Origin of the sequence: Psychrobacter communis, from assembly GCF_014836505.1 — a bacterium.
Taxonomy (GTDB): domain Bacteria; phylum Pseudomonadota; class Gammaproteobacteria; order Pseudomonadales; family Moraxellaceae; genus Psychrobacter; species Psychrobacter faecalis.
On the sequence record NZ_JACSQR010000031.1, the window covers coordinates 1 to 24737 of the forward strand.

The window sequence follows — 24737 nt, forward strand, 5'->3', positions numbered from 1 at the left end:
GAGAACAAACTAAACAACAGACCAAGAAAACGATTAGGGTTTAAGACGCCTATGCAGGCGTTCTATAATATTAATTAAGCGTTGCACTTGGTGTGTTAATCTAAGATTATAAATATCACATGCGACATTAAACAATAAATGACGAGAGGGTATGTATGAAACCTGATAACCATAACTTAACTTTTAAGCAGCATAAATTGTTTGGTGCGCTTATCCTACTGACAGTGACATCGTCGTTATTTGCTTGTAACGACACCAATACCACTGCTGCAACCACAGCGCCTGTAGAGACGGCAACAGACAGCCAGAATTCAAAAGTCCAAACGTCTAAAACTGAGTCGACGAGCTCTAGCAGTAACAGTGATGCGCTGAGAAACGTCTCTGCGACGGTTTATAAAGATGCCAATTGTGGCTGCTGTAAGGAGTGGATTAGCCATGCCGAACATCACGGTATGACTGCGGCGGGACAAGATGTCGCCGACTTAGCAGTTTTTAAAGAACGCTATGGTGTCCCGAGCAATATGCGCTCTTGTCACACGGCGGTCACGAGCGACGGTTATATATTCGAAGGTCATGTGCCTGCCAAGTATATAGCCCAGTTTTTAGCCAATCCGCCAAGCGAGGCTATTGGTCTTGCCGTACCCGGTATGCCAATGGGTAGCCCCGGGATGGAGTACCAAAATAAATTTTCACCTTATCAAGTGATGCAAATCAACAAAGACGGTAGCACAGCGGTATATGCTGAGGTTGATAGCGCCAATGCCCAGTTATAGCTGAAAAGGATGATTTTTACTGTCCATCGCTAACTTATTAATAATAAGGAAATTATGTAAAGAGAAAGTATTTACATCAGAAAATTCTTATACCACCTGAGAAAAGATAGGATTAAACCATTATAGATCTCTATTTATGAGGCCTATAATGGCTTTTTTGAATAAGTATGAGAGCGTGGCAAACTCTTGACTAGAAAAGATAGGCATAAACTGTTTTTAATACAAGTAACGGCGCTTAAGAAAGATGTATAACTAAGTATATATAAAGGCCTTGAAGAGGGGTTAATTGAGAAAATTTTTTTGTCTATTTATTAATATTATTACTCATGCCGGCATCAGTCGTTTGCTGGACGATTTGTTCGACTTGTATAAAGTCCGTATGCCGCACATCTTTGCCGCTAGTGCAAAAAATAACCAGCTCAGCAATGTTGCGAGCATGATCGCCCACCCGTTCTAGGGCGCGCAATACCCATAGTATATTAATCACCTTAGACACATGGCGGCTGTCTTCCATAATATAGGTCATCAAGGCACGCGTGGCCGATTGATACTCTTCATTGACCGCGGTATCGCTTTGCAAGACCGTAAATGCCTGCTGCGGATTCATATTTGAGAAGGCATCAATCGCATCAAGCAGCATTAAGCGCACCTGATTGGATAAATGCTGAACCTCCGAATAACCTCTTGGTGACGCGCCATCTTCAATCAATTGGCAGGCCATACGGGCGATTTTTTCTGCTTCGTCACCGACACGTTCAAAGTCGACAATGCCTTTGCTGAGCGCCATCACTAAACGCAAATCATTGGCGGCTGGCTGGCGCTTGGCGACTAACAAAATAATTTGCTCATCGATTTTAATATCTAGCTGATTGATCAGATGATCATCTTCAATCACTTTTTTTGCGGTCGCCTCATCTGCAGCTATCAGGGCGCGTGTCGCAACCATGACTTGCTCTGCTGCCATGTGACCCATTTGCATAAACAGCTCAATCACGTCATGTAAGTCATTATCAAAACTCTTTGATAAATGCTTTGCCGTTATCGCCATGCTTGCTTCCTTAATCGTATTGGTGTTGCTCATAAAAATATTGCCAAAATGAGTAGCGTGATAAATGACCACTAAAAATGATTGCTTTAAGCGAACAGCGACTTAGCCATAACGACCAGTAATATAATCTTCAGTCGCTTTTTGTGCTGGGTTGGTGAATATTTGATCTGTCTCACCCATTTCTACCATGTCCCCCAAATACATATAAGCGGTGTAGTCGGAGACGCGCGCGGCCTGCTGCATATTGTGGGTGACGATAGCAATGGTATAGTCATTTTTTAAATCGGTAATCAAATCTTCAATTGCGCCGGTAGAGATGGGGTCAAGCGCTGACGTTGGCTCATCTAATAGCAAGACTTCAGGCTTCGTTGCTACTCCGCGGGCGATACAAAGTCGCTGTTGTTGACCGCCCGATAATGACAATCCTGACGCTTTAAGTTTGTCTTTAACTTCCAGCCATAACGCCGCCTTTTTGAGTGCCCACTCGACACGTTCATCCATCTCTGCTTTGCTGAGCTTCTCGTAAAGACGGACGCCAAATGCAACGTTGTCATAAATGGACATCGGGAAGGGGGTGGGCTTTTGAAAGACCATACCGACACGCGCACGCAGCAAGTTAACATCCATGTCTTTGGCCAAAATATTTTGGCCATCAAGGGTAATTTGACCTTCAGCATGCATGCTTGGATACAAGTCATACATACGGTTAAAGGTACGTAGCAGCGTTGATTTTCCGCAGCCTGAGGGACCAATAAAAGCGGTGACTTTTTTTTCTGGAATATCGATATTGATGTTTTTCAACGCTTGGAAATCACCATAATAAAAGTCTAAATCGCGAATGGTAATCTTGGCAGGCGGCATGTTGTCGGGCATGTCTGCCATGGTTTGCTTGATAAGATGGGCGATATCTGGCTGTTTATGCTGACCATGATTAAACATAGCGTCATCTAGTAAACGGCGTTTGCTGCTGGTATCTGTCATCGGCTTAGTCGCTTTTCTCTCTAATACATCAGTCATAATGGTTTCCAGCTGTTTTAAAGTTTTGTTAAATGGGGTATTTTTTTTGCTCTTAGCTATACGTTTGTTAGACTTAAATTATCTGCTATGGTCTTTGCCACCGATAAAGCGTGCGGCGATATTTAAGAATAATACTGTCGCGGTAATGAGTAGCGCCGCCGCCCAAGCCAGTGCATGCCAGTTGTCATAAGGACTCATGGCAAACTGATAAATCGTATTGGGTAAGTTGGCCATCGGTTGGCTCATATCGGTACTAAAGTATTGGTTGTTTAGCGCGGTGAATAGCAAAGGCGCGGTCTCACCGGTAATACGCGCAAAAGCGAGCAGTACACCGGTAGTCAGACCGGCTTTAGCGGCTTTAAGCGTCACCGTACTGACCAGCTTCCATTTTGGTGTGCCCAGTGCATAAGCAGCTTCGCGCAGGGTATTAGGTACTAGGTTTAGCATGTTTTCCGTCGTACGCACGACAATAGGAATCACAATCAGCGCCAATGCCAAAGCACCGGCCCAACCCGAAAAGCTCTGTCCTTTGACCATCAAGGCATAAATAAACAGACCAATCACGATAGATGGGGCCGACAATAAAATATCATTTAAGAATCGGGTGACTTTACCCAGCATACTGCCATGTGAAAACTCTGCTAAATAAATGCCAGCCATCATGCCTATTGGTGCACCAATCGCCAAACCCGAAAAAGCCAACATCGCTGAGCCAACAATGGCGTTGCGTAGGCCACCTTCGCCCATCGGTGGCGGGGTATCTGCCATAAAAACAGGCATCTCGATTAAACCTTGAAATCCTTCAACAAACAGCGTAATCAAAATCCAAATCAGCCAAAACAAACCAAATACAATCGCTGATAAGGCAAAACCAAGTCCCAATCTATTGATAAAACGGCGCTTGTTATAAAGACGCTTGTTGTAGCGATCTTCAAAGCGTACAGAAGGCTGGCTTGGCTGCGTAGTTTGAGTAGTGACTGGTGCTAAAGTCATGAAGTGTTTGTCCTTCTTAGGTCAAATAATGGCTGCAAATAGCGTGTTTTAGTTTGTTTCGGCTTGCTTTGTTAGCTTTTCAAATAGTGTGTTTAATTACCTGCTTTTTGGTCAATACGCATGAGCATCAGCTTAGATATGGATAAAACGATAAACGTAATGACAAACAGGATTAATCCTAAATGTAATAATGACGCTAAGTGCAGCTCACTTGACGCTTCGGCAAACTCGTTGGCCAGCGCTGAGGTAATAGTCACCCCAGAGGTAAATAGGCTTGGGCTGATATTGAAAGCATTACCAATTAAAAAGGTAACAGCCATCGTCTCGCCAAGCGCCCGACCAAGTCCCAAAATCACGCCGCCAACCACACCTGCTTTGGTATAAGGTAAGATGATTTTAAACATGACCTCCCACGTAGTGGCGCCCATGCCGTATGCGGATTCTTTTAGCAGGTCTGGCACAACAGAGAAAACATCGCGCATGGTGGCGGCGATAAAAGGAATAATCATAATCGCTAGTATTAGCGAGGCGGTAAACATACCCAGTCCCATCGGCGCACCGGTAAAAACCTTACCAATAATAGGTAGGGGGCCAATATTTTCAATAAACCAAGGCTGAATGTGATCACCAAAAAACGGTGCAAAGATAAACAAGCCCCACATGCCGTAGATGATAGAAGGGATACCTGCCAGCAGCTCGATAGCAATTCCCAGTGGCTTTTTCAAAAAATTGGGACAAAGTTCCGTTAAAAAGATAGCAATCCCAAAGCTGACTGGTACGGCGATACAGATAGCGATGAGCGAGGTGACCACCGTTCCGTAAATGGGTGCAAGCGCACCGTATTGGTCGTTCACCGTATCCCAGTTATTGCTGGTATAAAATCCCAAGCCAAACTCAGTGATACTTGGCCACGCACCGACAATCAATGACAGCATGATGCCGCCAAGCGACAAGAGCACCAAGATTGCAAATGCTTTGGTGGCATTAACAAAAACTGCATCGTAGCGTTTTTGTTTTGCCAGTTGGGATTTTAGGTCTGCCATAAAAGCCTCTGTTGTTTATCGCTCTAACTTTTCATTATGTTAATGATGAATGGTGTTAACGCTTGCTAGTGTGAAAGCTTGATTGTAAAAAACCTTAGGGATTTTAGCTTTAGCGTCTTACCGTAATAAACTGTGTCATCTAACAACCAGCTATTAAGCTCATTACGGCTAAGACGTCACCAAGCAAACACGCTTTTCAGTATTTGCTTGATGGCATTAGTTAGCTTATTCTCGAATTAATAAGCCTTGAATTAGTAAGTTTCGAGCTACTGTGCTGAGGTATAAACAGGCTTACCTTCGCTGTCTACCACCTCGTTCCATTTCGCTTTAAATAAAGCCACGGCCGTATCAGAAAAAGGCACGTAATCAAGGCTCATCGCATCATCATCGCCTTGAGCATAAGCCCAATCGAAGAAGTTAAGGACACCTGCCACCTGCTTAGCATCTTGCGGCTGTTTGTGGACTAAGATAAAGGTCGCAGCAGCGATAGGCCATGCTTGGTCGGTCTCAGAGTTGGTGATGACTTTATAAAAGCCTTCTTGCTTTGACCAATCAATGTCCCCAGCGGCGGCGAATGTCTGTGCAGACGGTTGCACGACGTTGCCGGCGGCATTTTTCAGAGCAACGTGTGACATGCCATTTTGCTTAGCATAGGCATATTCAACGTAGCCGATAGAGTTTTTCATACGCGTCACATAGCTTGAAACGCCTTCGTTACCTTTACCGCCAGCACCGGTTGCTGAGGTTGGCCATTTCACGGTTTTATCGACGCCAACGCTGTCTTTCCAGTCGTTTGACACTTTGGCTAAATAATCAGTAAAGTTAAAGGTCGTGCCCGAACCATCTGAACGGAACACTGTGGTAATGGCGGCGTCAGGAAGGGTTAAGCCAGGATTCATAGTAGCGATGGCAGGGTCACTCCATTTGCTAATTTTGCCAAGATAGATGTCAGCTAGCATTTTCCCATCTAGCTTTAATTGACCAGGGGCAACGCCATCGATATTGACGATAGGTACCACGCCGCCGATAACGGTCGGGAATTGAATCAGACCGGCTTCGTTTAATTCAGCTGGCGTCATTGGCGCATCAGAGGCCCCGAAATCAACGGTTTTTGCGACGATTTGTTTGATACCACCCGATGAACCAATCGACTGATAGTTCACTTGACCGCCTGTTGCTTTATTGTAGGCATCTGACCATTTAGCATAGATAGGCTGCGGGAAAGAGGCGCCTGCGCCGGTGATATTCATCGATACATTGTCTGTCGACTGAACGTTTGCGCTGTCGGTAGAGGCGGGGGTTGATTGCGCCGAAGTAGCCGGCTCATTGCTTTCATTACTATTGGGGGTTTGATTACAAGCAGCTAAGGTAAAGGTACTCGCGACTGCTAAAGCCATTAATGAATAACGCATTATTTCTCCTAAAAAGTAATCAGATTTAAGTATTGGGCGTTTATGAATAACAATGTCGTTGCCCAGGTTTTTAGTAATGTATTGCTAACGATATTTGGTTAGCAAGGTTTTGCTGCCAAGACGCTCGGTGGTCAATGAGCACATTGTGCCGAGCAAATATGACAGTTTGATGAAATAAGACATTTTTATGAAAAAAGTTGGTCAATTAAAAACGCAGCCCAATAAAGCAGTCGTTTAAGGGGATTGCGGCTGCTATCTAGCGCAAAATTCGTTATGATGAGCCGTTGGTTTTTTTTGGGGCGTAAGGGTTTAAGGCTAAGCGTTCAAAGCACAGCGCTTAAAGTATAGGGCTGAAAGTACAGTGTTTGAGCTGCAATGTTTAAGGCGCAGCATTTAACGTATCGAGTCACTGTGTCATCAAACTGTCATAATTAAGCCGTTTAATGGGCAGACGTTGATAAGGGCTTAGTATTTTTGTTTTCCAATTTTTTGTCTTTCAATAATGAGGCGATGGTATGCGCAATGAGCAGATTTTGATTGTCGAAGATGAACCTGCAATTCGTGAGATGGTGGTAATGACGCTAGAGATGGCGGGCTTTGAGAGTTTACAAGCGGCTGACGTCGCAGAAGCGCATCAACAAGTGGTGGATCATAGACCCGCGTTGATTTTGCTAGATTGGATGTTACCGGGTGATAAAAGTGGTATTGATTTTTGCCGTATGCTTAAAAATGATGAGATGTTGGCTGAGATACCCGTGATTATGCTGACGGCCAAAAGTGAGGAAGATAGTAAGGTTCATGGGCTTGATGCGGGCGCTGATGACTATATGACCAAACCCTTTTCAACGCGTGAATTAATCTCCAGAATCAAAGCCGTATTACGCCGTAGTCGTGCGCTTAGTAGCGATAAGCCAATTGAAATAGGCAAGCTTAGCCTCGATCCTAAAAGCCAGCGTATCACCGCTGATAATAAAGTCATTGATATCGGACCGACAGAATATCGCTTGCTGGCGTTTTTTATGAGTCATCCCGAGCGTGCTTATACGCGCACCCAGCTGCTAGATCAGGTCTGGGGCGGCAATGTCTATATCGAAGATCGTACGATTGATGTGCACATCCGGCGTTTACGCAAATTACTACAGCCTTATGGTTGCAGTGCCTTGATTCAAACGGTTCGCGGTACCGGTTATCGGTTTTCGAGTCTGGTTGAATAACGCTATCGATTTTGAAAAATAGCCCATTATTTACAAGGCAGCTTACGAGGCAGGAAACCAGCGTTAAGAACATTCAGTGCTCAGAGGCATAAATATTTAGAATATTGAGTACTGAGAAGCATAAGTACTGAGAATATTTGGTGCTAAGAATAGTCAGTGCTAATAATAAGTGCTAAGCATCATACTGGTAATAAAAAAGAGAGAAACACATGATAACGCCAAGGGATATTGAGCAACAGGACATCGAGCAATACTCCACCGATCAGCTGAAAAAAATCAGAAGTGCCTTACGCGCACTGCGAGATGCGGTTATTTTGCTAAACGACGATGATGGTTTGGAGTGGTGGAATCAGGCCGCCGAGGATTTGTTATTGTTGCAGTCAGCGGATCATGGCAAAAGTATTTTTGACTTTATTAACGTCCCTGAGTTTCGGCAATACTATCAGAGCATGGTGACACCCAATGATGGTGTACATATGAAGTCATGGCAAGATCCTAACCGTTATCTTAAATGTGAGCTCACGCCTTTTGGCGATGAAAAGCTGCTGATTATTTATGATGTGACCCGCTTACAACACTTAGAGCAAATGCGCCGCGACTTTGTGGCAAATGTCTCGCATGAGTTACGAACGCCATTGACTGTACTGATGGGCTATCTGGAAAATTTCTCAGATCAGGAAGACATGCCGCGGCAATGGCGACGCGGCTTTGAATTAATGACGCAGCAGACCGCGCGCATGAATAGAGTGGTCAATGACTTGCTGCTGCTGTCTCGGATTGAAATCGAAGAGACACATGAGCTGCATTATATTGATATGACCAAGCTGCTCACGCATGTCTATGATGATGCGCAGGCTTACAACCAAGGATATGGCCATACGCTGCATTTACAGATAGATACCTATGATGGTCTTTACGGCTCGGAGATGTATTTGAACAGTGCGTTATCCAATTTGGTGATTAATGCGATTAAATACACGCCAAAAGCAGGTAATATCGTCATCAGCTGGGCAAAGACTGCAGAAGGCTGTCGGTTTGCCGTCAGTGATGATGGTATTGGTATTGCGCCACAACATGTCGCACGGTTGACCGAGCGTTTTTATCGAGTGGATAGCGGGCGCAGTCGTGCGACAGGTGGTACGGGGCTGGGGCTGGCGATTGTAAAGCATGTGTTATATCAATATGACACGACTTTGCAAATTGAATCGTCAGAAGGCAAAGGCTCGACATTTAGCGCCGTTTTCCCCGCCGCTCATATTCGTTCAGCTGTTATAGATTGAGTTTCTTACCTTTTAGCTTTTAGCCTTTAGGTTTATTATCGTTTACCTTCCTCGGTCAATTCAACATAGCGATTATGATAATTTAACAATACCTTTTAGGATGTGTATAGAATTCAAATGAGTGGCAACCAGATAAAGACACAAGCAAGCATTACCGCTGCTGCATAGCTATCTTTGAGCTTATGATATCGCGTGGCAATGCCCCTAAAATGTTTCAACCTAGCAAAAGCGTTTTCTACCAAGTGACGGCAACGATACAAATACCAGTCTAGTGTGTCATTGTTGCTGTTTTTAGAGTTCGACTTAACGGGTATGACTGATACCACCATGAACGCCAGATATTTGCTCAGGACGCAAGTTCTCTTTAAGCTTGTCTGTCACCCATGCCCAGAGGTCAGCCACAATAGTTGTGGCGTTGTTAGCCCGTCTGTCACAAGCCTTGTTATTAGCATGCTTTGCTCGGTAACCTCGTAGGCTTTTATTACGCCTAAGCTCTCTTGATATGGTACTGGGACTTCTGTTTAACGCCCTCGCTATAAAATTAATACTATGTTTTGCCCCTTTAAGGGCATAAATCTGGTATCGTTCACCTAGGCTTAGATGTGTATAGCTCATGGTTGCAATCTCACTTTGGTCGGTGGATAAAAACTTTGATGCTAGCGCATCTAGGTCTTTTTTTCACCTTGCATTTGGTATTGCATTTCATGTGTTAATCTAAGTGATTATTTTCATGAGCTTTTGCCATTTACCGGTTTTACGCCAATAACGGTATTGATGATATATGCGAGACCAATGACCGAAATAAGAAGGTAAGTCTCGCCATGGACAGCCTACTCTTATGCGGTACAGCATGCCTTTAATGGTACGTCTTAGATTGGGCTTGTTATATACGTTAATTTGTCGCAATATAATAAATAGCTTGTGCCAAAGTTCATCGTTGAGCTTGGTGCGAGTCATAAGTGATGCCTTATTTCTTTGTTGTGGTAAACAGTAGAGTAAGGCGTTGCTTATGTTTTTCAATGGTTCCTCAATTCTATACAGCCCCTAGATTTTTTGCATCTTTCTGCTTCTCAACTTTATGCTGGTCTTCTGTGCTATCGACTTTCCAATAGCTGGATATGTATAAATGCGTTTTTGGTATTGAAAAATATGTTTTAAAGTGATGGCGCAGGGCGCGCATACTATGAAATTCACATGCTGCCCACACCGCAGGCTGGCCTGCTAGCCACGTAAGCGTTTTAACCCTTTCAAGTAATGGGCTGCTTTCGGTATTTGGATGTGAGTTGATCACCCAGTGAATGTCAACGTTGTCTGGTTTTTTGAGTAGTTGCTTATCCGCTTCACTGGTGACCTCAAGGACTGCATAGCCGCAGGCATCAGCAGGTAGCTGGGCAAGATTAACGCTAATGGCTGGTAGCGCTGTCATATCACCAACCAATAAAAACCAATCTGCCTCATTATTAATCAGCTTCTTTGGCCCTGGGCCGCCGACCAATATTTGCTCACCCACTTGGGCGTTACGTGCCCACATTGAAGCAGGCCCTTCAGCGTCATGCAAAGCAAAATCCACATCTATTTCATCCTCACGTTGTCCGCTAATGGTATAAGTGCGCATCAGTGGCCGAGCCCCATGGTCTTGAGGAAATATGAGTTTAATATAAGCGCTTTCTTGATCTTTTGGAAAGTCAAGCAGGCCAGTACCGCCAAGCGTGACGCGGTACATCTGTGGCGTGATGTATTTGGTACGAACAACATTCAATGTTCTTGGAGCGGGTTTTGCCATTTTAATGCCTTTCTTAATTTAAGTGTTTCATTTTTTAAGTTATCAGTTTAGATAGCGCCAGTATATAAAACGGACATTCTCTAGTAATGATAAGCTCTATATTGTTTAAAAGTTGGCCTTTAGACTGACGGACATCTGGCGCTCGGGTCCCATCCAGCAGTTATTACTATCGTAGCAAGTACCGACATAGGTTTTATCAAACAAATTATTGATACTAGCGCCAACGGTGAGCATCGGATGGATTTGATAGCTGCCACCAATATCTACCAAGGTCACACTTGGCAGCTCGTCTGAATTTTGCTTATCAAGTTGCATGCCGTCTTCATATCGAACCCCTGCATTGAGAGTAAGCTTATCTGTGGCGTAATAGTCTGCCCACAGTGTTGCTTTGTGTTTAGCGGTTTGTGCTGGCGTATTGCCGACCACGTCAGGGTTGAATTCATCTTCGGTAATCTCAGCATCGGTATAGCTGTAGCTTGCAGCAATATCTACCCAATCACTTAGCATGTGGCTGCCTGAAACCTCGAACCCTTTAGAGGTGATTTCACCCGTTTGAACTTTCTGTTGAGAATTAGCAGGGTTTGTTACTACGACGTTCTTTTGCGTGATATCAAACACCGCCAACGTTCCTTGTGTGGCGCGATCTGGGGACAGATATTTGATACCAGCTTCTAACTGGTCAGCGGTGGTTGGCTCAAATGCCTTATTAGTAATGAAGTTGCTACCGACAACAGGCTGAAACGACTGTGAATAGCTGGCATAAGGAGAGAAGCCATTATCAAAGTCATAAATGGCAGCAAGGCGACCACTGGTTTTTGATGCGCTGTTATCAATCGTTTTGTTACTATAAACCGCACCTTTAGAGGCGTCGGTTTGCTCGGTAGTACTGTCGAACTTATCGTGGCGTAATCCTGCCACTACCGTCAAATCTTGCCACTGCATCTCATCTTGTAAATAAAATCCCAGCTGGCTTTGTTCGATGTCTTGTTTCTGTCGATAAATATCTAATGGTAGTGTGCCAGCATCGATTTGCGAAAAATCAGGATTGGACAAATCAAGGTTGGGGGTGCCATCTGCGCCAGCATCGTAATAAGTGGCGCTACTGTCCGTTTCTTGATATTCCACACCGAATAATAAATTGTGCGATGTATTGGCAGTATCTAACTGATAAGCCAGCTGATTGTCGGTGGTCCAGTTGTTCATCTTTTCATCAGTGGTATAGGCCACACGATTTAAAATCTTGTCGCTACCCGTGATAAACCCTTCTTGATTGTACATATTGCGCTGCTGCGCTTCGGCATCGGTATAGCGTAGGATATGCTTAAAGGTTAATTTGTCATTGATAGCCCAGTTGACAGTCACACTTGGCATTATTACTTCTTTGCTAAAATGATTCCATTCGTCTCCTGCGTAGGCATCACTGCCTAGCTTGCCATAACTGGCATTGTAGACTGTCCCAACAGCCGGCAGCGGGGTAGAAGGCACCATCTCTGGATCGTCTTGATAAAAAATATTGGCAAGAACGGAGACATCTTCTGTCGGTCGCCATTCAAGTGACGGATTAATTAAAGTGCGCTCTTCTTCTGTGGTCTGCATCTGACCCTCTTTTTTACGTTTTAATGCCACCAAGCGATAATTAAGCGTATCTGAGATAGGGCCGGTCATATCGACTGCCACTTCTTTGAGGTTTTGATTGCCAAAGCGCAACTGTACTTCAGACTCTTGGGTGCTTTTTGGTGTTTTGGCGACCTGATTGACCATGCCACCTGGTGCCGCGTAGCCGTAAAGTGAAGATGCTGGGCCTTTTAACACTTCTACCGCTTCAGTCGCATAAATGTCTACTTGCGGCATCAGGTTCCAAGCGCCGTCGTAGGGGAGGCGCAATCCATCATAAAAATTGGAATAAGTCTTAAAACCACGAATGTTGTATTCATCAAAAATAGATACCGTACCGCGGCTCTCAGTACTCACCCCAGGCTCATAACGTAACGCCGCATTAACGCTATCTGCTTGACGTTTTTGTAATAGTTCTTGATTGATTCTGCTATAGCTCATTGGGGCATCACTAGGGTCTAATGCAGTTTTAGTACCCGTACTACGGTAGCTGTCAGCGTAAATCGTGATGGTATCTAAGGTGGTCGCTGGTGTCGAACTAACCGTAGCAATATTCTCTTTTTTATTTTGGTCATTTTCAATACTATTTGCCGTTTCTTCAGCGTATGCAGCATGGCTAATACTCATTAATAAGCCAATCTTGACTGCCATTCTTAATTGTTTTTTTTGGGCAGATTCGGAACGTGAAAGAGACGGCATCGTATTTCCTTTCAGATAGAAGTAGTTGAGGGTTTTGAGTTAAAAGATGTGGATGCTAAATACGAAAATAATTATAACACTAATGATTATCATTATCATTAAAAAATTAAACTAAGAGTTATTATAGACATATTAGAAGTGGTCATTGGCGACACTTACATGAGATACATCAGTCGTGCATTAAATACGGGCAGTACCAAAGAGGTACCTTGGGTGCTAGAACTGTCGCCAATGCTGCTGTCAGGGTCAACCAAAGGTGAGAACGGTAACGCGTCTAATATTCCCATTATGATTGTTACGGTAGATAGGTTTGCTCGTGAGATTGGCTTTGAAGGGTGTTAGCAGCTGAATCTACCACAAGGCGCGACAGAAGTGTGGACGATTAGCAAGATTCTATGAGCTATGATATGAAAAGTCCAACGGCTGACCGTACGGTACATATCGACCGCTATTCGGGGAAGATATTGGCTGATATCCGCTTTGAGGATTACAATGATTTCGGCAAATTTATGGCAGCGGGTGCGGCTATTCATATGGGAACGCTAGGATTATGGAGCGTCTTAGCCAATGTGCTGTTTTGCTTATCTGTGATTGCAATTTGTGTGAGCGGTTATGTCATGTGGTGGCAACGTCGTCCTCGTAATACCAACGAAATCACTGGACTAAATCCACCAGCATGTGAACAAGATTTTTCTATATGGTGGCCGTTTGCCATTCCATTGCTTGTGGTGGCTATTATATTCCCAGCAGCAATCGTTGTGATTTTGGCTATTGCGTTATTGGATCTCCTTCTGCTCTCCTGTGTCGAGTTCTTACAGAAGCTATTTAAGTAATCAATACTGTTAAATTTAGTCCGTAATAGTTAACGTCTGATAGATACTGGGCTTAATTGAGGCGACCTTTAGAAGGTAGCCTTTTTTGCTGTGCTATTTTTATTTATAGTGCTTTCTATCAAAAATATTTCAATACTGTATTGATAATCATTATTATTATCTTTATCATGTACAAACTCTAATGTAACAAACCATATATTTACTCACCAATACTTTAATAAATAGCTCATTTTTTATAGCGTTTTATTAAGCTGACAAGTAATCGTGAGCATTGTTGCTTTGAATAACTGCCTTCCCTCAAATCCTCCTCACTTTCATTGAGATACCATTGATGTTTATGATTACACAAAATAGAAAACAGCATAAACCTAACCCTTTAAGTTGGTTCGTTAAGCAAACCATGCACCTTTCAGCCATTGCTTCGTTGGCAGTAAGCTCATCTATGATTCATGCTGAAATACCGCAGCAAAAACAAATCGGTGAAGAAGATATCGAAATCAATCGTGACGACAATAGGTCAGAACCAAGTACCACGCTACCAACTATCGTGGTCATGGCAGAGACCAATAAACAGGTCACGGAAAATACTGACAGCTATACAATGCCTGTCACCAGTAGCGCCACGGGTATGGGCTTGTCGGCCAAAGAAACCCCGCAAGCGGTCAGTGTGGTTACTAATCAGCAAATCAAAGATCAAAACTCAACCACCCTAATAGATGTGCTTAAACGCACGCCTGCTATCCAAGTAAGTAGCGTTGATGGCGCGCGTAATGGTCTTTCATCAAGAGGCTTTGCTATCAATAGCTTCCAAATTGACGGCTTAAATACCGATTTTGTCCAGCAAGCTGCCATGGGCGAATACTCTGCCAATACTGCGATGTTTGACCATGTTGAAATCGTACGCGGCGCGACTGGTTTGATGAGTGGCTCAGGCGACCCTTCTGCCAATGTCAACTTGATACGCAAGCGGGCTGATAGTAGCGTTCCTGCTACAGAGCTATCCGCCAATGTTGATCGTTATGGGCAATATGGTCTCAGTGTTGACCGTAGCCAGCCATTAAGCGAAAGCGGTGCGGTACGAGGCCGAGTGGTGGCAAGTTATCAAGATGGTGACACCTTTGTTGACCGTCAAGAACTGGGTCAAAGTCTAGTGTATGCCACAGTAGATGCGGACCTGGGCGACAGCACTACAGTCAGTGTGGGTGCTAGCCGTCAACACAATAAATCAAAATCAACCATGTGGGGCGGCTTGCCAAACTACCTAAGTGATGGCTCAAAAGCGGATTGGGATACCAGTAAAAATGGCAGCGCAGATTGGACAAACTGGGATTCTGATAATACCTATTACTTTGCAGATATTGACCATGATTTTAATGCCGATTGGAACTTGACCACCAATGCCAGCTATAACGAGAGTGACAGTAGTCCAAAGCTGCTTTATATGTATGCCAATGGCGACCAAGTCGTGAATCCTGATACCGGACTGATTTTTAACCTAAACCCATTTCATGCCGATACCGAACGCAAACAGTTCAATATCAAAAGCAAGTTAACCGGTAATTTTGATGCGCTGGGAAAGACGCATAAGCTCATCGTAGGCGGCTCCTATAGCAAAAGTGATCTTGATACTTTTACTTATAAGTCACCGCCTGATGGTATATTGCCGCTCCCAGATTTTTCTGACTGGGATGGCAGTTATCCTGAACCAGAATGGGGAGCGCGCAATCGCAGCTCTGATGTCACAACCAAAGAAAAAGCTATTTTTGCAGCAACTCAGCTCAAACTATCGGATCCTTTAGCCGTTATTTTAGGCACGCGTGTGTCTGATTTTGAACGCTCAGGTGTGCAGTATGGCCGTAACGTCAACACGGAAGCCAAACATATCTGGACTCCGTACGCAGGGATTACCTATGCGGTTAATGACAATCACAGTCTTTATACCAGCTACAGTGATATCTTCAAACCTCAAACTCAGCGTGATATAAACGGTAAATTCCTCGATCCTATCGAAGGTAAAAACTATGAAATCGGCCTAAAAAGTGAGTCAGATAACGGCACATTACAAAGCCAAGTGAGTATTTTCAGAATCGAGCAGGACAATCTTGCTCAACTCGATGGCGGTCAAATAATACCCGGCACCGATCTGGAGAAAGCCTACTACGGAGCAAAAGGTGCCACCAGTCAGGGCGTAGAAGTACAAGTGTCTGGTCAAATCAGCGACCAACTGCAAGCGAGTGTTGGTTATACGCATTTCAATGCTGAAGACAACAAGGGCAAAACCATCAATACAGGCTTTGCTGATACCACACTGAATCTGTTTGCCACTTATAATCTTGCTCATATCATTCCTAATTTAACCATTGGCGGCGGTGTTGACTGGTCAAATGGATACTATGGTATTGTCAAAAACCCTGTGACGAAACAATCTGAAAAGTACGGTCAAGATGACGTGACGCTTGCCAATATCATGGCAAGATATACTTTTAACGACAATCTTGAAGCGCAGGTTAATGTGAATAATTTGTTCAATCAAAAGTATCTTGCGGGCAGCACTTTTAGTGAATTGACTTACGGTGAGCCTTTGAATGTAGTCGGCAGATTAACCTATCGCTTTTAATCGATCGCTTTTCACTTTTATGCCGATCATGACCTTTCACTTTCACACGCAGGCAGTCACATGAGTAAGCGCCGTAGCAGTCATGGTTTTTATCTACCTGAGTTTAAAGTCCTCAGTCGTATTTTTTTAGCGATTATTGGTAGCTATGGCATCGCGGTGCTTACGAGTTTGACGTTTTTGGCCTTACCTATAGATGAGATTTCTGCCATCTATTGGGGTCAAATTGCTAGCGTTGTTGTATGCGCGCTCATTCTTGTCTTAGTATTTTCTTTGCGACGTTTATGGCTGGCATGGACGCTGGTCGTCGGTATTGCAGGGCTATTAGGGATGATTGATTATGTCGCTATTTAGAGTTTTCTTACCATCAGGCTGTTATTATGCCATCAGACACTACTAAGATCCAAACTGCCACAATCAGTAATATTCAGATAAAAAATAAAACTAAAGTGAAGGGCTATCGAGTCATTTTGTCTGACGTCCATACTTGGTTTGGCCTGTTGTTAGGTTGGTTGCTATTCACCATTTTTCTGATGGGCACAGTCAGTTATTTTAATAATGAGCTGACGGCATGGATGCAACCTGAAATTCCGGCACGCTCTCAGCAAACGCCATTCACGTCTTCAATATTTACGCACAACCAAAATCTGACGTATCTAGAAGACAAGTCAGATAGTTTTGCTATAGCAATCGCTCACTTACAGCAAACCCAAGCCCATGCCCATGCCAAAAACTGGTTTATTGCTAAAGATATTGATAGCGATAATATTGCTCAACGTCTGCATATTAATGTGACTACAGATGACAAAAGGCTAAAATACCAGTTTGATACGCAAACCCAAATGGCATATACACCAAGAGATACCGTAGGGGGTCACTTCTTTTATCGTATGCATTTTGATTTGCATTATATGAGTGTGATATGGGCCAGAATTATCGTCGGTATAGCTTCTATGATGATGTTGATTGCTATTATCACAGGCGTTATTGTCCACAAAAAAATATTCACGGATTTTTTTACCTTTCGTTGGGGTAAGGGGCAACGCTCGTGGCTTGATGCGCACAATGCTTTTTCTGTGCTGCCAATACCGTTCCATTTGATGATTACCTTTACCGGCATCATTACCTTGATAACCTTGTATATGCCGTGGGCAGGCATGGTGTCTGGGGTAGATAATGAGCAGTTTTTTAAGGAAATTTACTCTTATCGGGCAGCGGATGCAACCCAGTTACAGGCTGCCCCTATGGCCAGTATTGCTCCATTGCTTGCCACGACACAATCTGATTGGCGAAAACGTAACCCCAATTATACCGTGACCAGTGTCAGTATTAATCATCCCAATACTGACCAAAGTATGATTATTATCGACGGTAAAGCCGAGCATCAATTATCGACATTAGGGGTGTTTCGTATTTATGATGGGCAAACAGGGGAAGTACTCAAAGACAGTCGACCGCCGCCGCTCGCTGTGCAAACACAAGCGGTCATGATAGGTTTGCATGCAGGACGCTTTGCTGATAATTGGCTGCGTTGGTTGTACTTTTTATGTGGTACAGCGGGCTGCGGTATGATTGCATCAGGCTTAGTGCTTTGGACGGTTAAACGTCGCCGCCAATTATTAACTATAGATAAGCCTGATTGGGGATTTTGGTTAGTAGAAAAGCTCAATATTGCCACACTGGCGGGATTACCTTTAGCGATGATAGGTTTTTTATGGCTCAATCGTTTATTGCCGTTAGAGTTAACAGGGCGAGGCAAGTGGGAGGTAGATGGATTTTTTATCATCTGGGCGTTTGGTTTCTTGCTGACGTTATTACTGTCTAGTCGCCAGGCGTGGCGTCTATTATTAACATTGGTCACTCTGTTGCTTTTATTCACACCGCTACTCAACGGCCTAACTACCGAGCGCGGATTGCTTCACAGTATCTTGAGCGTCGATGTGCTATTCATCAGCTTTGACGTTATGTTTTTTATTCTAGCCTTGCTGTTTGCTTATATCACTTATGTGGTCAGTTTTAAGAAAGCATCTCACCAGCAAAAAATAAAGTCGCCTAGTCGTTCAAAGCTTCAGATGGAAAATGTATAGTATGTCTAACGCGCTGTTATCTGGATTGCTATTGGCATTTAATCTGCTAGGTATGATGGCATTAATGATGACCAGTAAAAGACATAGGGATAAGTTTCATCATTATGAGCAGAAACGATATATCACTAAACAGCAATGGTTACGATGGCTGGGGTTGCTACTGCTATTGATAGGTTTCATTTTCCCTTTTTTTGCACCTCCTACTGGTTACTTTATCGTCGTCTGGTTTGCCAGCTTAATCGTAGCAGCAGGAGTTGTATATTTGAGCATGGTTGTTTATGAAAAATTGGCCTAGTCAGTTTATATAAAAGCGCTAAATTCAAAATAAAATGCTGCTATAAAATTTCCCCGCTTACAGTATGCTTTGATATTAAACATTTTAATAGTACGACTTATTAGCAATTGTTCTAGCTAAGCAATTACTCTAACATAGCGATGGCATCCGCACTAGCACGTTGGCGTTCTTCTGCATTTAACTCAGTAAGCCTTCCTTCTTTCATCATCAGCAAGCGGTCAGCATGCTCAAAATAACTGTCATCATGACTGATAATAAACAGCGTTTTGCCCATAGCGCTTAATTCAGGAATCAGCGTTTGATAAAATACTCGGCGAAAAGCAGGGTCTTGGTCAGCGGCCCATTCATCGAGCAGCAGAAAGTCTTTTTGTTCGGCGACAGCGAGCAGCATGGCCAAGCGTTTGCGTTGTCCTTGTGACAGCTTGTCGGTAGACAGACGATGGTCAGTTACTGTCACTTTATCTTGCAAATTTAATTTATGCAGCCACTCGGTCACTAAAGACATATCAGGGTCATTGTCTTGGCTGCCAATGAGTTGTTTAAAAAGATGTTGATCGCTAAAAATAGCAGAAAATAGCTGCCGATAATTGGTATTATTTTCCGAGTCAATCGTCTGCTGGTCTACTTTTACAGCGCCTGTCGTAGGTGTAAAAATACCAGTAATGACTTTTGCAAGGGTTGACTTACCGCTGCCATTAGACCCTATCAAAAATACCAGTTCGCCGCGCCTCAAGGTGAGATTGACGTTTTTTAAAATGTCATCAGTAAGCGACTCATTTTTAGTCACAGCTTCTTGTGTATGGTGGTTTATACCTTGATAGCGATAGCTCACATTGTTCAGTGAGATGGTCTGCCAGTCATTTGCTGCGATATTGGTTGAAAACGCTGGCTGATAATCAGCAAGTGCCAACGTCTGTATTTTATCTAACGCGACTTGCGCCGTTTGTAAAGTGGGATAAGCGCCAACGGCTTGTAGTAGCGGCGATTGCATAAATAGAATGGTCAAAGAAAAAGTGGTGGCAACGCTCATGGGTATATTAAGATAGTTTGAGACCGCAAAGACGACGCCAATCGCTGCAAACATCATAATGTTCGACCAATTCACTGCTGATAAGTGAAAGGTATCTGCTTTAATAACGCGCTCTTTATAGGACTGGGCGTGACTCAAAAAATCATTGGTATACAGTTTTTGCGCGCGGTGCTGATTAAGTGCAAGCTCTTTTCGCCCTTCGATAATAGATTGATAATCTTGATACAAAAGATCATTAATCTCCCTTAATTCTGTTAAATGCTTATAAACGTGCTTCACCAAAATGGTGCTTATCCAAATCGTCATTACAATCCAAACCATGATGATCAGCAATAGTGGCAATGACAACCAACCCAAATATAAAGCGACTCCGCTAGATAAAATTACCCCTTGAACCAACTCTGGCATACGGACAAAGGCGACGGTAATCGATTGGATATCGGTAGACAAGCTGGCGAGTAGTTGGGCGTTTCCTAACTTGTCAATCTGCGGAACGTTGGTATCGATGATTTGTTTGACCAGCTTGGTTCTGAGCTCATACACAAATCTATGACCCAAGCGGGTTAGGGCATATTGTGATAAAAAAGTCGTGACCAATAGCAGAACCACTAACGCTGAAAAATAGCCTAAGCTCTGCCATGACAAGGTATTAAAAACAGGCCGACTGATAAACGTGTGGTTAATATAAGCAATAATACCCACACTGACCGCCGCATTGACTAAATTTAATAAGATAACTTTGAGAAAAGGCAGGCGATAATGCGACCAGATCATATGATATAGAGAGGCTGTAGCGCGAGAGGACATAAGGACTCAATAGTAAAATGAATTTTGCGTATTTTTAGATAGCACAAAAGGGAGTAGGTGGCGCCTAACCCCTTTTATTTAACTCTGGTAATGATTCTATAACGATAATTTAATCAGTATAGTAGTCTCATTGGCCAAGCTTAGCGTTTAAATTTAAAAGTCAAACGTCGCTGATACTTTTAATGCCGTGGGTTCACCGGCATTTAAATAACCAGCATCTGTATAGCCACCGACTGACTGCCAATAATCTTCGCCCGTGACATTGGTTACCATGCCTTTTAAGGTAACATTTTGTCCGGCCAGTACGGTTTTATAGCGAGCTCCAAGATCTAACGTGGTATAACCGTCAACCTTTAAGGTATTGGCATTATCGGCATAACGAGGGCCTGTATGAATGATGTCACCTGTTAAGGTTAATCCTTCGAGTGCCGCAAAATAGCGATAATGTTGTCGTGTCGTTATTGAAGTATTAACCATATAGGTTACGCTCTAATACGCCGCATCAAATATAGAAAATAAGCCCCGCCAATAATGGCAGCGATGGTGCCAGCAGGAATCTCATAGGGAAATATGAGATAGCGTCCAACCCAGTCTGCTATGACCATTAAGCCGGCGCCTAAGATAGCGGACAGTTGAATTTGACGTTTGAGCTTCACCGCGCCTAATGTGCTGGCAAGGTGAGGAATCATCAGACCCACAAAACTGAGGGGACCCACTGCCAACGTTGATATCGTACTCAGTAATGCTACAAGAATGAGTATCAAGCTTTGATACAATCTCAAAGATACCCCAAGCTCACGGGCAATCCCGCTACCTAGGCTCAATATTTCTAATGGTTTGATGACCATAAAGCTTAATAGGAAAAGTATAAAAGCCAACCCTACTAAAATCCATGCCGTTTCTGGACTGGCAAGGTACGTAGAACCTGATAGCCAACTTAACACCGCTTGTAAGCGTTGATCGCCAGATATTTTTACCAGGCTTAATAAACCGCCCATCAATGCGGCAATGGCCACACCAACCAATAATAAATAAGCTGGATTGATTCGACGGGCAAGCCATAAGATCAAACTAAGGACGATAAAAGCGCCCAACAATCCTGATAATATAATACCTGTATAGCCAAAACTGGGTAGGAAAACAAAGGCCAATACCACGCCTATTGCTGAGCCTGAGCTAATACCGAGTACTTCAGGGCTAGCCATAGGATTGCGAGTCAAGGTTTGTAGCAGCACGCCAGCAGTGGCTAGCATTACGCCAGTGGCGGCTGCGCTTAACGTGCGAGGCAATCTAAAGTCAATAATTAAATGTCTTAGCGTACTAAGCTGCCAGCCATTTGAAGTCGCCGTAAAGATAAGTACGCCTATGATCAACAGTATTAAGGCGATTCCCCAACCTATTAAATGAGTGTCACGGCGTTCTGAAATCAAGGTTGGAATAACCTCATCGGTATGTTGACGACTTTGGCTCACAATTAACCATATCACCAATGGCGCACCAAGAATGGCCGTCATTGCATCAGCGGGGATATTTAGGCTTAAATAATGTTGTAACAGCGTCGTAGCATTACTGGTGATCCATAACAACAATGCTCCAAATACATAACCTAATAGCAAACGGTAACCAATACGCCTTACTGAAAACACATTCACCAGTGTAGCAGCCCCTAAGCCAATAAAACCAATAGGCCCCACGCGACTGACGACAAGGGCGGTCAGTAGTGCCACCAATCCCACTACCAAACCACGAATGAGGTTGATAGGAACGCCCAAGCTTTTGGCTTGCCTATCATCTAAGCTCATTATTTCTAATGGTTTTAATAAAGGCATTAAGCTAATAAAGGCGACCACACTAGCGATGCTTAATACGGCAGATACTTGCCAGTTGTTCTGTGTGAGACTACCCGCCGCCCACACCATAACGTTTAAGGTTTCTTCAGCATAATAAATCAATAATAAAGCAGTAATAGCACCCAATAAAATATTAGTTACCAGTCCGCCAAGCACCAATACCAGAGGATTCATGCGACTAGGCGCAGCTAGAAGAAAAACAATCGCCATACTGCCAAGCGCGCCCATAAAAGCGACCCAAAAACTTCCCCCTAATGCCAAACTAGGCAGAAATAACGTGACAATGAGCAGCGCCATATTTGCACCGCTACCGACTGCTAGTGTCGTGTCTGAGGCCAATGTGTTTTTTACCAGCTGTTGTAATAACACACTGACCAATCCTAAAAGACCACCAGCGGTCAATGCTACCAACATAGTCGGTAGGATTTGTAGCTGGATACTCATGTCCGAAAGTGATAGGTCAAAAGAGGGGGTGAACAATTCTAAAAAAGTGAGAGACCATAGCTGATGTACGACTGCATAACCGCTCACTACTGCTAGCAGCATTAAGAAAACGACCATCATATAAATACGGTTAGCAGACAAAAAATTATTTTTATTCATCATAAATCGGTATTGCCTACAAAAGTGACATTCGTTAAGCGATCGGCCAAGACATTCATAGAAGCCACGCCACTATTGTTCCATGTCGCAGGCAGTAAGGTGATACAACGGCCTTTTTTGCTAGATGCATGCTCTTGATCAAAGGAATAACCCAAGCGCTGCCACACTAAGCTGTCTTCTAATTCAAGTTTGAGAAGGTCACTAAGAGGTTCAACGACCACAAGGCAAGTATCGTCATCAAGCTGCGCTAAGTCTCCTAGAATAATGGGCGTAAACCCCCATTGATTGCCATCTGCCAATGCCACTAGCTGTAGTCCCATCGTCTCTAAAGCAGGTTGAAACAAGCTATTATACGAAAACATACGCAAATTATTGGTGTCGGCAAATTGCACCACAGCCAATTTTTTGACATGAGGATAACGCGCATGAAAAGTCTGTCCCGCTTGTAAGATTTGTTTCTTACTGGTGTCTAAATAATCTTGCGCGGCTTGCGGTTTATTGATAGATCGGCCCAATTCTAACGTTGGTTCTATAAAGTCCTCCCACTTTGCAATTTTGTTAGGACTGGTCAATTCAATAGAGTGGATAGGCAAATCGCCGTACATAGGACGCAGGTGCGCATAAAAATCGTTGTCTATGACCAAATCCAAATCTAACTGAGAGAACATTTCAGGGTTGGGCTGATAGCGTGTTCCTACGTCGAGAGTCGTATCAGGTATAAGAGGCTTACCGACCCATTCTCTATAGAAAGGTTTATCACCCATAGCAACTGGTGGGTATCCCATGGCAGTCAGCGTCGCCGCAATACCCCAATCAGGCGTCATGACTTTAGGTGTTTTTTGACTTTCTTGAGGCGACATTGCTTGTGGCGCTTGTGATGTAGCGTCAGACGACTGGCAACTGCTTAACAATAAACTTGAGCATAATGCCACACATAGCCCGAACGAAAAGGTGAGCGCTTTCATATAACTGCGACTTTATGAGTAGTGGTAGGATGGGTTAGTAGGGTAAAATCGACACCAAATATCGAGCGCAGTACATCCTTTTCCATTGTGCGTTTTACATCACTCATATGGCACAACTTGCCTTGTTTTAAAGCGATAAATTCATCACAAAACCTTGCTGCTAGATTTAGGTCGTGCAGGATAATCACAACACCTAAGCCTTGCTCATCGACCAATTGACGAATCAGTTTTAACACTTCTATTTGATAGACCACATCCAGCGCCGCTAGTGGCTCATCCAATAGAAGATACTTTGTTTGCTGGGCAAGGCACATCGCCAGCCAGACGCGTGCACGCTCACCACCTGACAACGTCGATACTTGGCGATCTCTAAAGGCGTCAACTTGAGTGAGGGCGATGGCTTTTTCTACTTGTTGACGGTCGTCGGCAGTCGGCTTTTGCAGCCATTTTTGATGAGGGTATCTACCCAACATCACAAGTTCATAGACCGTAAAAGCGCCCGCATCAGGTAGGTTTTGCGGTAAATAGGCAAGATGCGTGGCCAGTCTTTTAGCGGAAAAGCTACGCAAATCTTGACGTTCTATTTCAATGCCACCTTGCGTGGGCGTCATTTCTCCTGCCATGGCTTTTATAAGGCTAGATTTACCAGAACCATTATGCCCAATGAGGGCATACAGTTTATTTGGTTCGATGATAAAAGAAGTCGGGTGAAGCAAAACTTTTTTTTGACGAATTAGGCTTAAATTATTGATGTGCATCATAGTGAGCAGTCGAAAG

Annotated in this window: 21 protein-coding genes and 1 pseudogene; 9 read left to right on the forward strand and 13 right to left on the reverse strand. The window is 43.7% G+C overall.

The features are described from left to right. Positions 1-155: 155 nt before the first annotated feature. A complete protein-coding gene (locus H9653_RS09920; protein ID WP_191692249.1) occupies positions 156-773 on the forward strand; it encodes a DUF411 domain-containing protein in 618 nt (205 codons plus the stop codon). A gap of 304 nt (positions 774-1077) precedes the next feature. Here the strand turns inward: H9653_RS09920 and phoU are convergent, their stop codons facing one another. The 5 genes from phoU to pstS all read right to left on the reverse strand — a co-directional run bounded on the left by phoU (position 1078) and on the right by pstS (position 6286). After that, positions 1078-1821 carry a phosphate signaling complex protein PhoU gene (gene phoU, locus H9653_RS09925; RefSeq protein WP_191692268.1) on the reverse strand — a complete coding sequence of 248 codons (744 nt, stop codon included), beginning with the start codon at positions 1819-1821 and terminating at the stop codon, positions 1078-1080. A 102-nt stretch (positions 1822-1923) separates the two neighbouring features. Next, positions 1924-2838 carry a phosphate ABC transporter ATP-binding protein PstB gene (pstB, locus tag H9653_RS09930; protein WP_404814814.1) on the reverse strand — a complete coding sequence of 305 codons (915 nt, stop codon included), beginning with the start codon at positions 2836-2838 and terminating at the stop codon, positions 1924-1926. 78 nt (positions 2839-2916) lie between these two features. After that, positions 2917-3831 carry a phosphate ABC transporter permease PstA gene (gene pstA, locus H9653_RS09935; protein WP_191692250.1) on the reverse strand — a complete coding sequence of 305 codons (915 nt, stop codon included), beginning with the start codon at positions 3829-3831 and terminating at the stop codon, positions 2917-2919. A gap of 92 nt (positions 3832-3923) precedes the next feature. Further along, a complete protein-coding gene (gene pstC, locus H9653_RS09940; RefSeq protein ID WP_191692251.1) occupies positions 3924-4874 on the reverse strand; it encodes a phosphate ABC transporter permease subunit PstC in 951 nt (316 codons plus the stop codon). 266 nt (positions 4875-5140) lie between these two features. Next, positions 5141-6286: a phosphate ABC transporter substrate-binding protein PstS gene (pstS, locus tag H9653_RS09945; RefSeq protein WP_191692252.1), complete on the reverse strand. Its 1146-nt coding sequence runs from the start codon at positions 6284-6286 to the stop codon at positions 5141-5143. Positions 6287-6801: 515 nt separating this feature from the next. Here pstS and phoB point away from each other — a divergent pair. Together phoB and phoR are read left to right on the forward strand one after the other, a co-directional pair. Further along, positions 6802-7500: a phosphate regulon transcriptional regulator PhoB gene (phoB, locus tag H9653_RS09950; RefSeq protein WP_102076460.1), complete on the forward strand. Its 699-nt coding sequence runs from the start codon at positions 6802-6804 to the stop codon at positions 7498-7500. Positions 7501-7709: 209 nt separating this feature from the next. After that, entirely contained in the window at positions 7710-8780 is a 1071-nt protein-coding gene (phoR, locus tag H9653_RS09955) for a phosphate regulon sensor histidine kinase PhoR (RefSeq protein WP_102076459.1), read from the forward strand. Positions 8781-8893: 113 nt separating this feature from the next. Here the strand turns inward: phoR and H9653_RS12760 are convergent. From H9653_RS12760 to H9653_RS09980, 3 genes and pseudogenes are all read right to left on the reverse strand, one after another. Then, positions 8894-9737 (reverse strand): annotated as a pseudogene (locus tag H9653_RS12760) (transposase). A gap of 76 nt (positions 9738-9813) precedes the next feature. Further along, the gene (locus tag H9653_RS09975; protein WP_102076457.1) at positions 9814-10563 is read right to left on the reverse strand and encodes a siderophore-interacting protein; all 750 of its coding nucleotides are present in this window, start codon (positions 10561-10563) and stop codon (positions 9814-9816) included. Positions 10564-10668: 105 nt separating this feature from the next. Next, positions 10669-12876, reverse strand: a complete 2208-nt coding sequence (locus H9653_RS09980) for a TonB-dependent siderophore receptor (protein ID WP_191692254.1) — start codon at positions 12874-12876, stop codon at positions 10669-10671. 159 nt (positions 12877-13035) lie between these two features. On the opposite strand from H9653_RS09980, the gene H9653_RS12550 reads away from it, so the two are divergent. The 6 genes from H9653_RS12550 (at position 13036) to H9653_RS10005 (ending at position 18705) form a co-directional block, all read left to right on the forward strand. Continuing rightward, on the forward strand, positions 13036-13218 hold the full coding sequence (locus H9653_RS12550) for a hypothetical protein (RefSeq protein ID WP_225211713.1): 183 nt from the start codon (positions 13036-13038) through the stop codon (positions 13216-13218). Positions 13219-13271: 53 nt separating this feature from the next. Further along, positions 13272-13709 carry a PepSY domain-containing protein gene (locus tag H9653_RS12555; protein WP_225211714.1) on the forward strand — a complete coding sequence of 146 codons (438 nt, stop codon included), beginning with the start codon at positions 13272-13274 and terminating at the stop codon, positions 13707-13709. Positions 13710-14046: 337 nt separating this feature from the next. Further along, complete coding sequence (locus H9653_RS09990; protein WP_191692255.1) at positions 14047-16326, forward strand: TonB-dependent siderophore receptor; 2280 nt, start codon at positions 14047-14049, stop codon at positions 16324-16326. A gap of 60 nt (positions 16327-16386) precedes the next feature. Next, positions 16387-16677 (forward strand): DUF3649 domain-containing protein, encoded by a 291-nt coding sequence (locus tag H9653_RS09995; RefSeq protein WP_191692256.1) that lies wholly within the window; start codon positions 16387-16389, stop codon positions 16675-16677. A gap of 26 nt (positions 16678-16703) precedes the next feature. Beyond that, positions 16704-18410, forward strand: a complete 1707-nt coding sequence (locus H9653_RS10000; RefSeq protein WP_191692257.1) for a PepSY-associated TM helix domain-containing protein — start codon at positions 16704-16706, stop codon at positions 18408-18410. Position 18411: 1 nt separating this feature from the next. Further along, complete coding sequence (locus H9653_RS10005) at positions 18412-18705, forward strand: DUF3325 family protein (RefSeq protein ID WP_191692258.1); 294 nt, start codon at positions 18412-18414, stop codon at positions 18703-18705. 124 nt (positions 18706-18829) lie between these two features. Here the strand turns inward: H9653_RS10005 and H9653_RS10010 are convergent, their stop codons facing one another. From H9653_RS10010 to H9653_RS10030, 5 genes are all read right to left on the reverse strand, one after another. Next, positions 18830-20542, reverse strand: coding sequence for a multidrug ABC transporter permease/ATP-binding protein (locus H9653_RS10010; protein WP_191692259.1), 1713 nt, complete (start codon positions 20540-20542; stop codon positions 18830-18832). Positions 20543-20695: 153 nt separating this feature from the next. Further along, positions 20696-21019, reverse strand: a complete 324-nt coding sequence (locus tag H9653_RS10015; RefSeq protein ID WP_225211715.1) for a TonB-dependent receptor domain-containing protein — start codon at positions 21017-21019, stop codon at positions 20696-20698. A gap of 5 nt (positions 21020-21024) precedes the next feature. Beyond that, entirely contained in the window at positions 21025-22998 is a 1974-nt protein-coding gene (gene fhuB / locus H9653_RS10020) for a Fe(3+)-hydroxamate ABC transporter permease FhuB (RefSeq protein ID WP_191692260.1), read from the reverse strand. Continuing rightward, positions 22995-23960 (reverse strand): ABC transporter substrate-binding protein, encoded by a 966-nt coding sequence (locus H9653_RS10025; protein WP_191692261.1) that lies wholly within the window; start codon positions 23958-23960, stop codon positions 22995-22997. Before H9653_RS10025 ends, fhuB begins: the two co-directional genes overlap by 4 nt. Then, entirely contained in the window at positions 23957-24721 is a 765-nt protein-coding gene (locus H9653_RS10030) for an ABC transporter ATP-binding protein (protein WP_191692262.1), read from the reverse strand. The genes H9653_RS10025 and H9653_RS10030 overlap by 4 nt, the downstream gene beginning before the upstream one ends. Between the last annotated feature and the right edge of the window lie 16 nt (positions 24722-24737).

Coding starts and splice junctions, on each gene's coding strand:
- H9653_RS09920 (WP_191692249.1), top strand. CDS start 156: ATGAAACCTGATAACCATAACTTAACTTTTAAGCAGCATAAATTGTTT.
- phoU (WP_191692268.1), bottom strand. CDS start 1,821: ATGGCGATAACGGCAAAGCATTTATCAAAGAGTTTTGATAATGACTTA.
- pstB (WP_404814814.1), bottom strand. CDS start 2,838: ATGACTGATGTATTAGAGAGAAAAGCGACTAAGCCGATGACAGATACC.
- pstA (WP_191692250.1), bottom strand. CDS start 3,831: ATGACTTTAGCACCAGTCACTACTCAAACTACGCAGCCAAGCCAGCCT.
- pstC (WP_191692251.1), bottom strand. CDS start 4,874: ATGGCAGACCTAAAATCCCAACTGGCAAAACAAAAACGCTACGATGCA.
- pstS (WP_191692252.1), bottom strand. CDS start 6,286: ATGCGTTATTCATTAATGGCTTTAGCAGTCGCGAGTACCTTTACCTTA.
- phoB (WP_102076460.1), top strand. CDS start 6,802: ATGCGCAATGAGCAGATTTTGATTGTCGAAGATGAACCTGCAATTCGT.
- phoR (WP_102076459.1), top strand. CDS start 7,710: ATGATAACGCCAAGGGATATTGAGCAACAGGACATCGAGCAATACTCC.
- H9653_RS09975 (WP_102076457.1), bottom strand. CDS start 10,563: ATGGCAAAACCCGCTCCAAGAACATTGAATGTTGTTCGTACCAAATAC.
- H9653_RS09980 (WP_191692254.1), bottom strand. CDS start 12,876: ATGCCGTCTCTTTCACGTTCCGAATCTGCCCAAAAAAAACAATTAAGA.
- H9653_RS12550 (WP_225211713.1), top strand. CDS start 13,036: ATGAGATACATCAGTCGTGCATTAAATACGGGCAGTACCAAAGAGGTA.
- H9653_RS12555 (WP_225211714.1), top strand. CDS start 13,272: ATGAGCTATGATATGAAAAGTCCAACGGCTGACCGTACGGTACATATC.
- H9653_RS09990 (WP_191692255.1), top strand. CDS start 14,047: ATGATTACACAAAATAGAAAACAGCATAAACCTAACCCTTTAAGTTGG.
- H9653_RS09995 (WP_191692256.1), top strand. CDS start 16,387: ATGAGTAAGCGCCGTAGCAGTCATGGTTTTTATCTACCTGAGTTTAAA.
- H9653_RS10000 (WP_191692257.1), top strand. CDS start 16,704: ATGCCATCAGACACTACTAAGATCCAAACTGCCACAATCAGTAATATT.
- H9653_RS10005 (WP_191692258.1), top strand. CDS start 18,412: ATGTCTAACGCGCTGTTATCTGGATTGCTATTGGCATTTAATCTGCTA.
- H9653_RS10010 (WP_191692259.1), bottom strand. CDS start 20,542: ATGTCCTCTCGCGCTACAGCCTCTCTATATCATATGATCTGGTCGCAT.
- H9653_RS10015 (WP_225211715.1), bottom strand. CDS start 21,019: ATGGTTAATACTTCAATAACGACACGACAACATTATCGCTATTTTGCG.
- fhuB (WP_191692260.1), bottom strand. CDS start 22,998: ATGATGAATAAAAATAATTTTTTGTCTGCTAACCGTATTTATATGATG.
- H9653_RS10025 (WP_191692261.1), bottom strand. CDS start 23,960: ATGAAAGCGCTCACCTTTTCGTTCGGGCTATGTGTGGCATTATGCTCA.
- H9653_RS10030 (WP_191692262.1), bottom strand. CDS start 24,721: ATGATGCACATCAATAATTTAAGCCTAATTCGTCAAAAAAAAGTTTTG.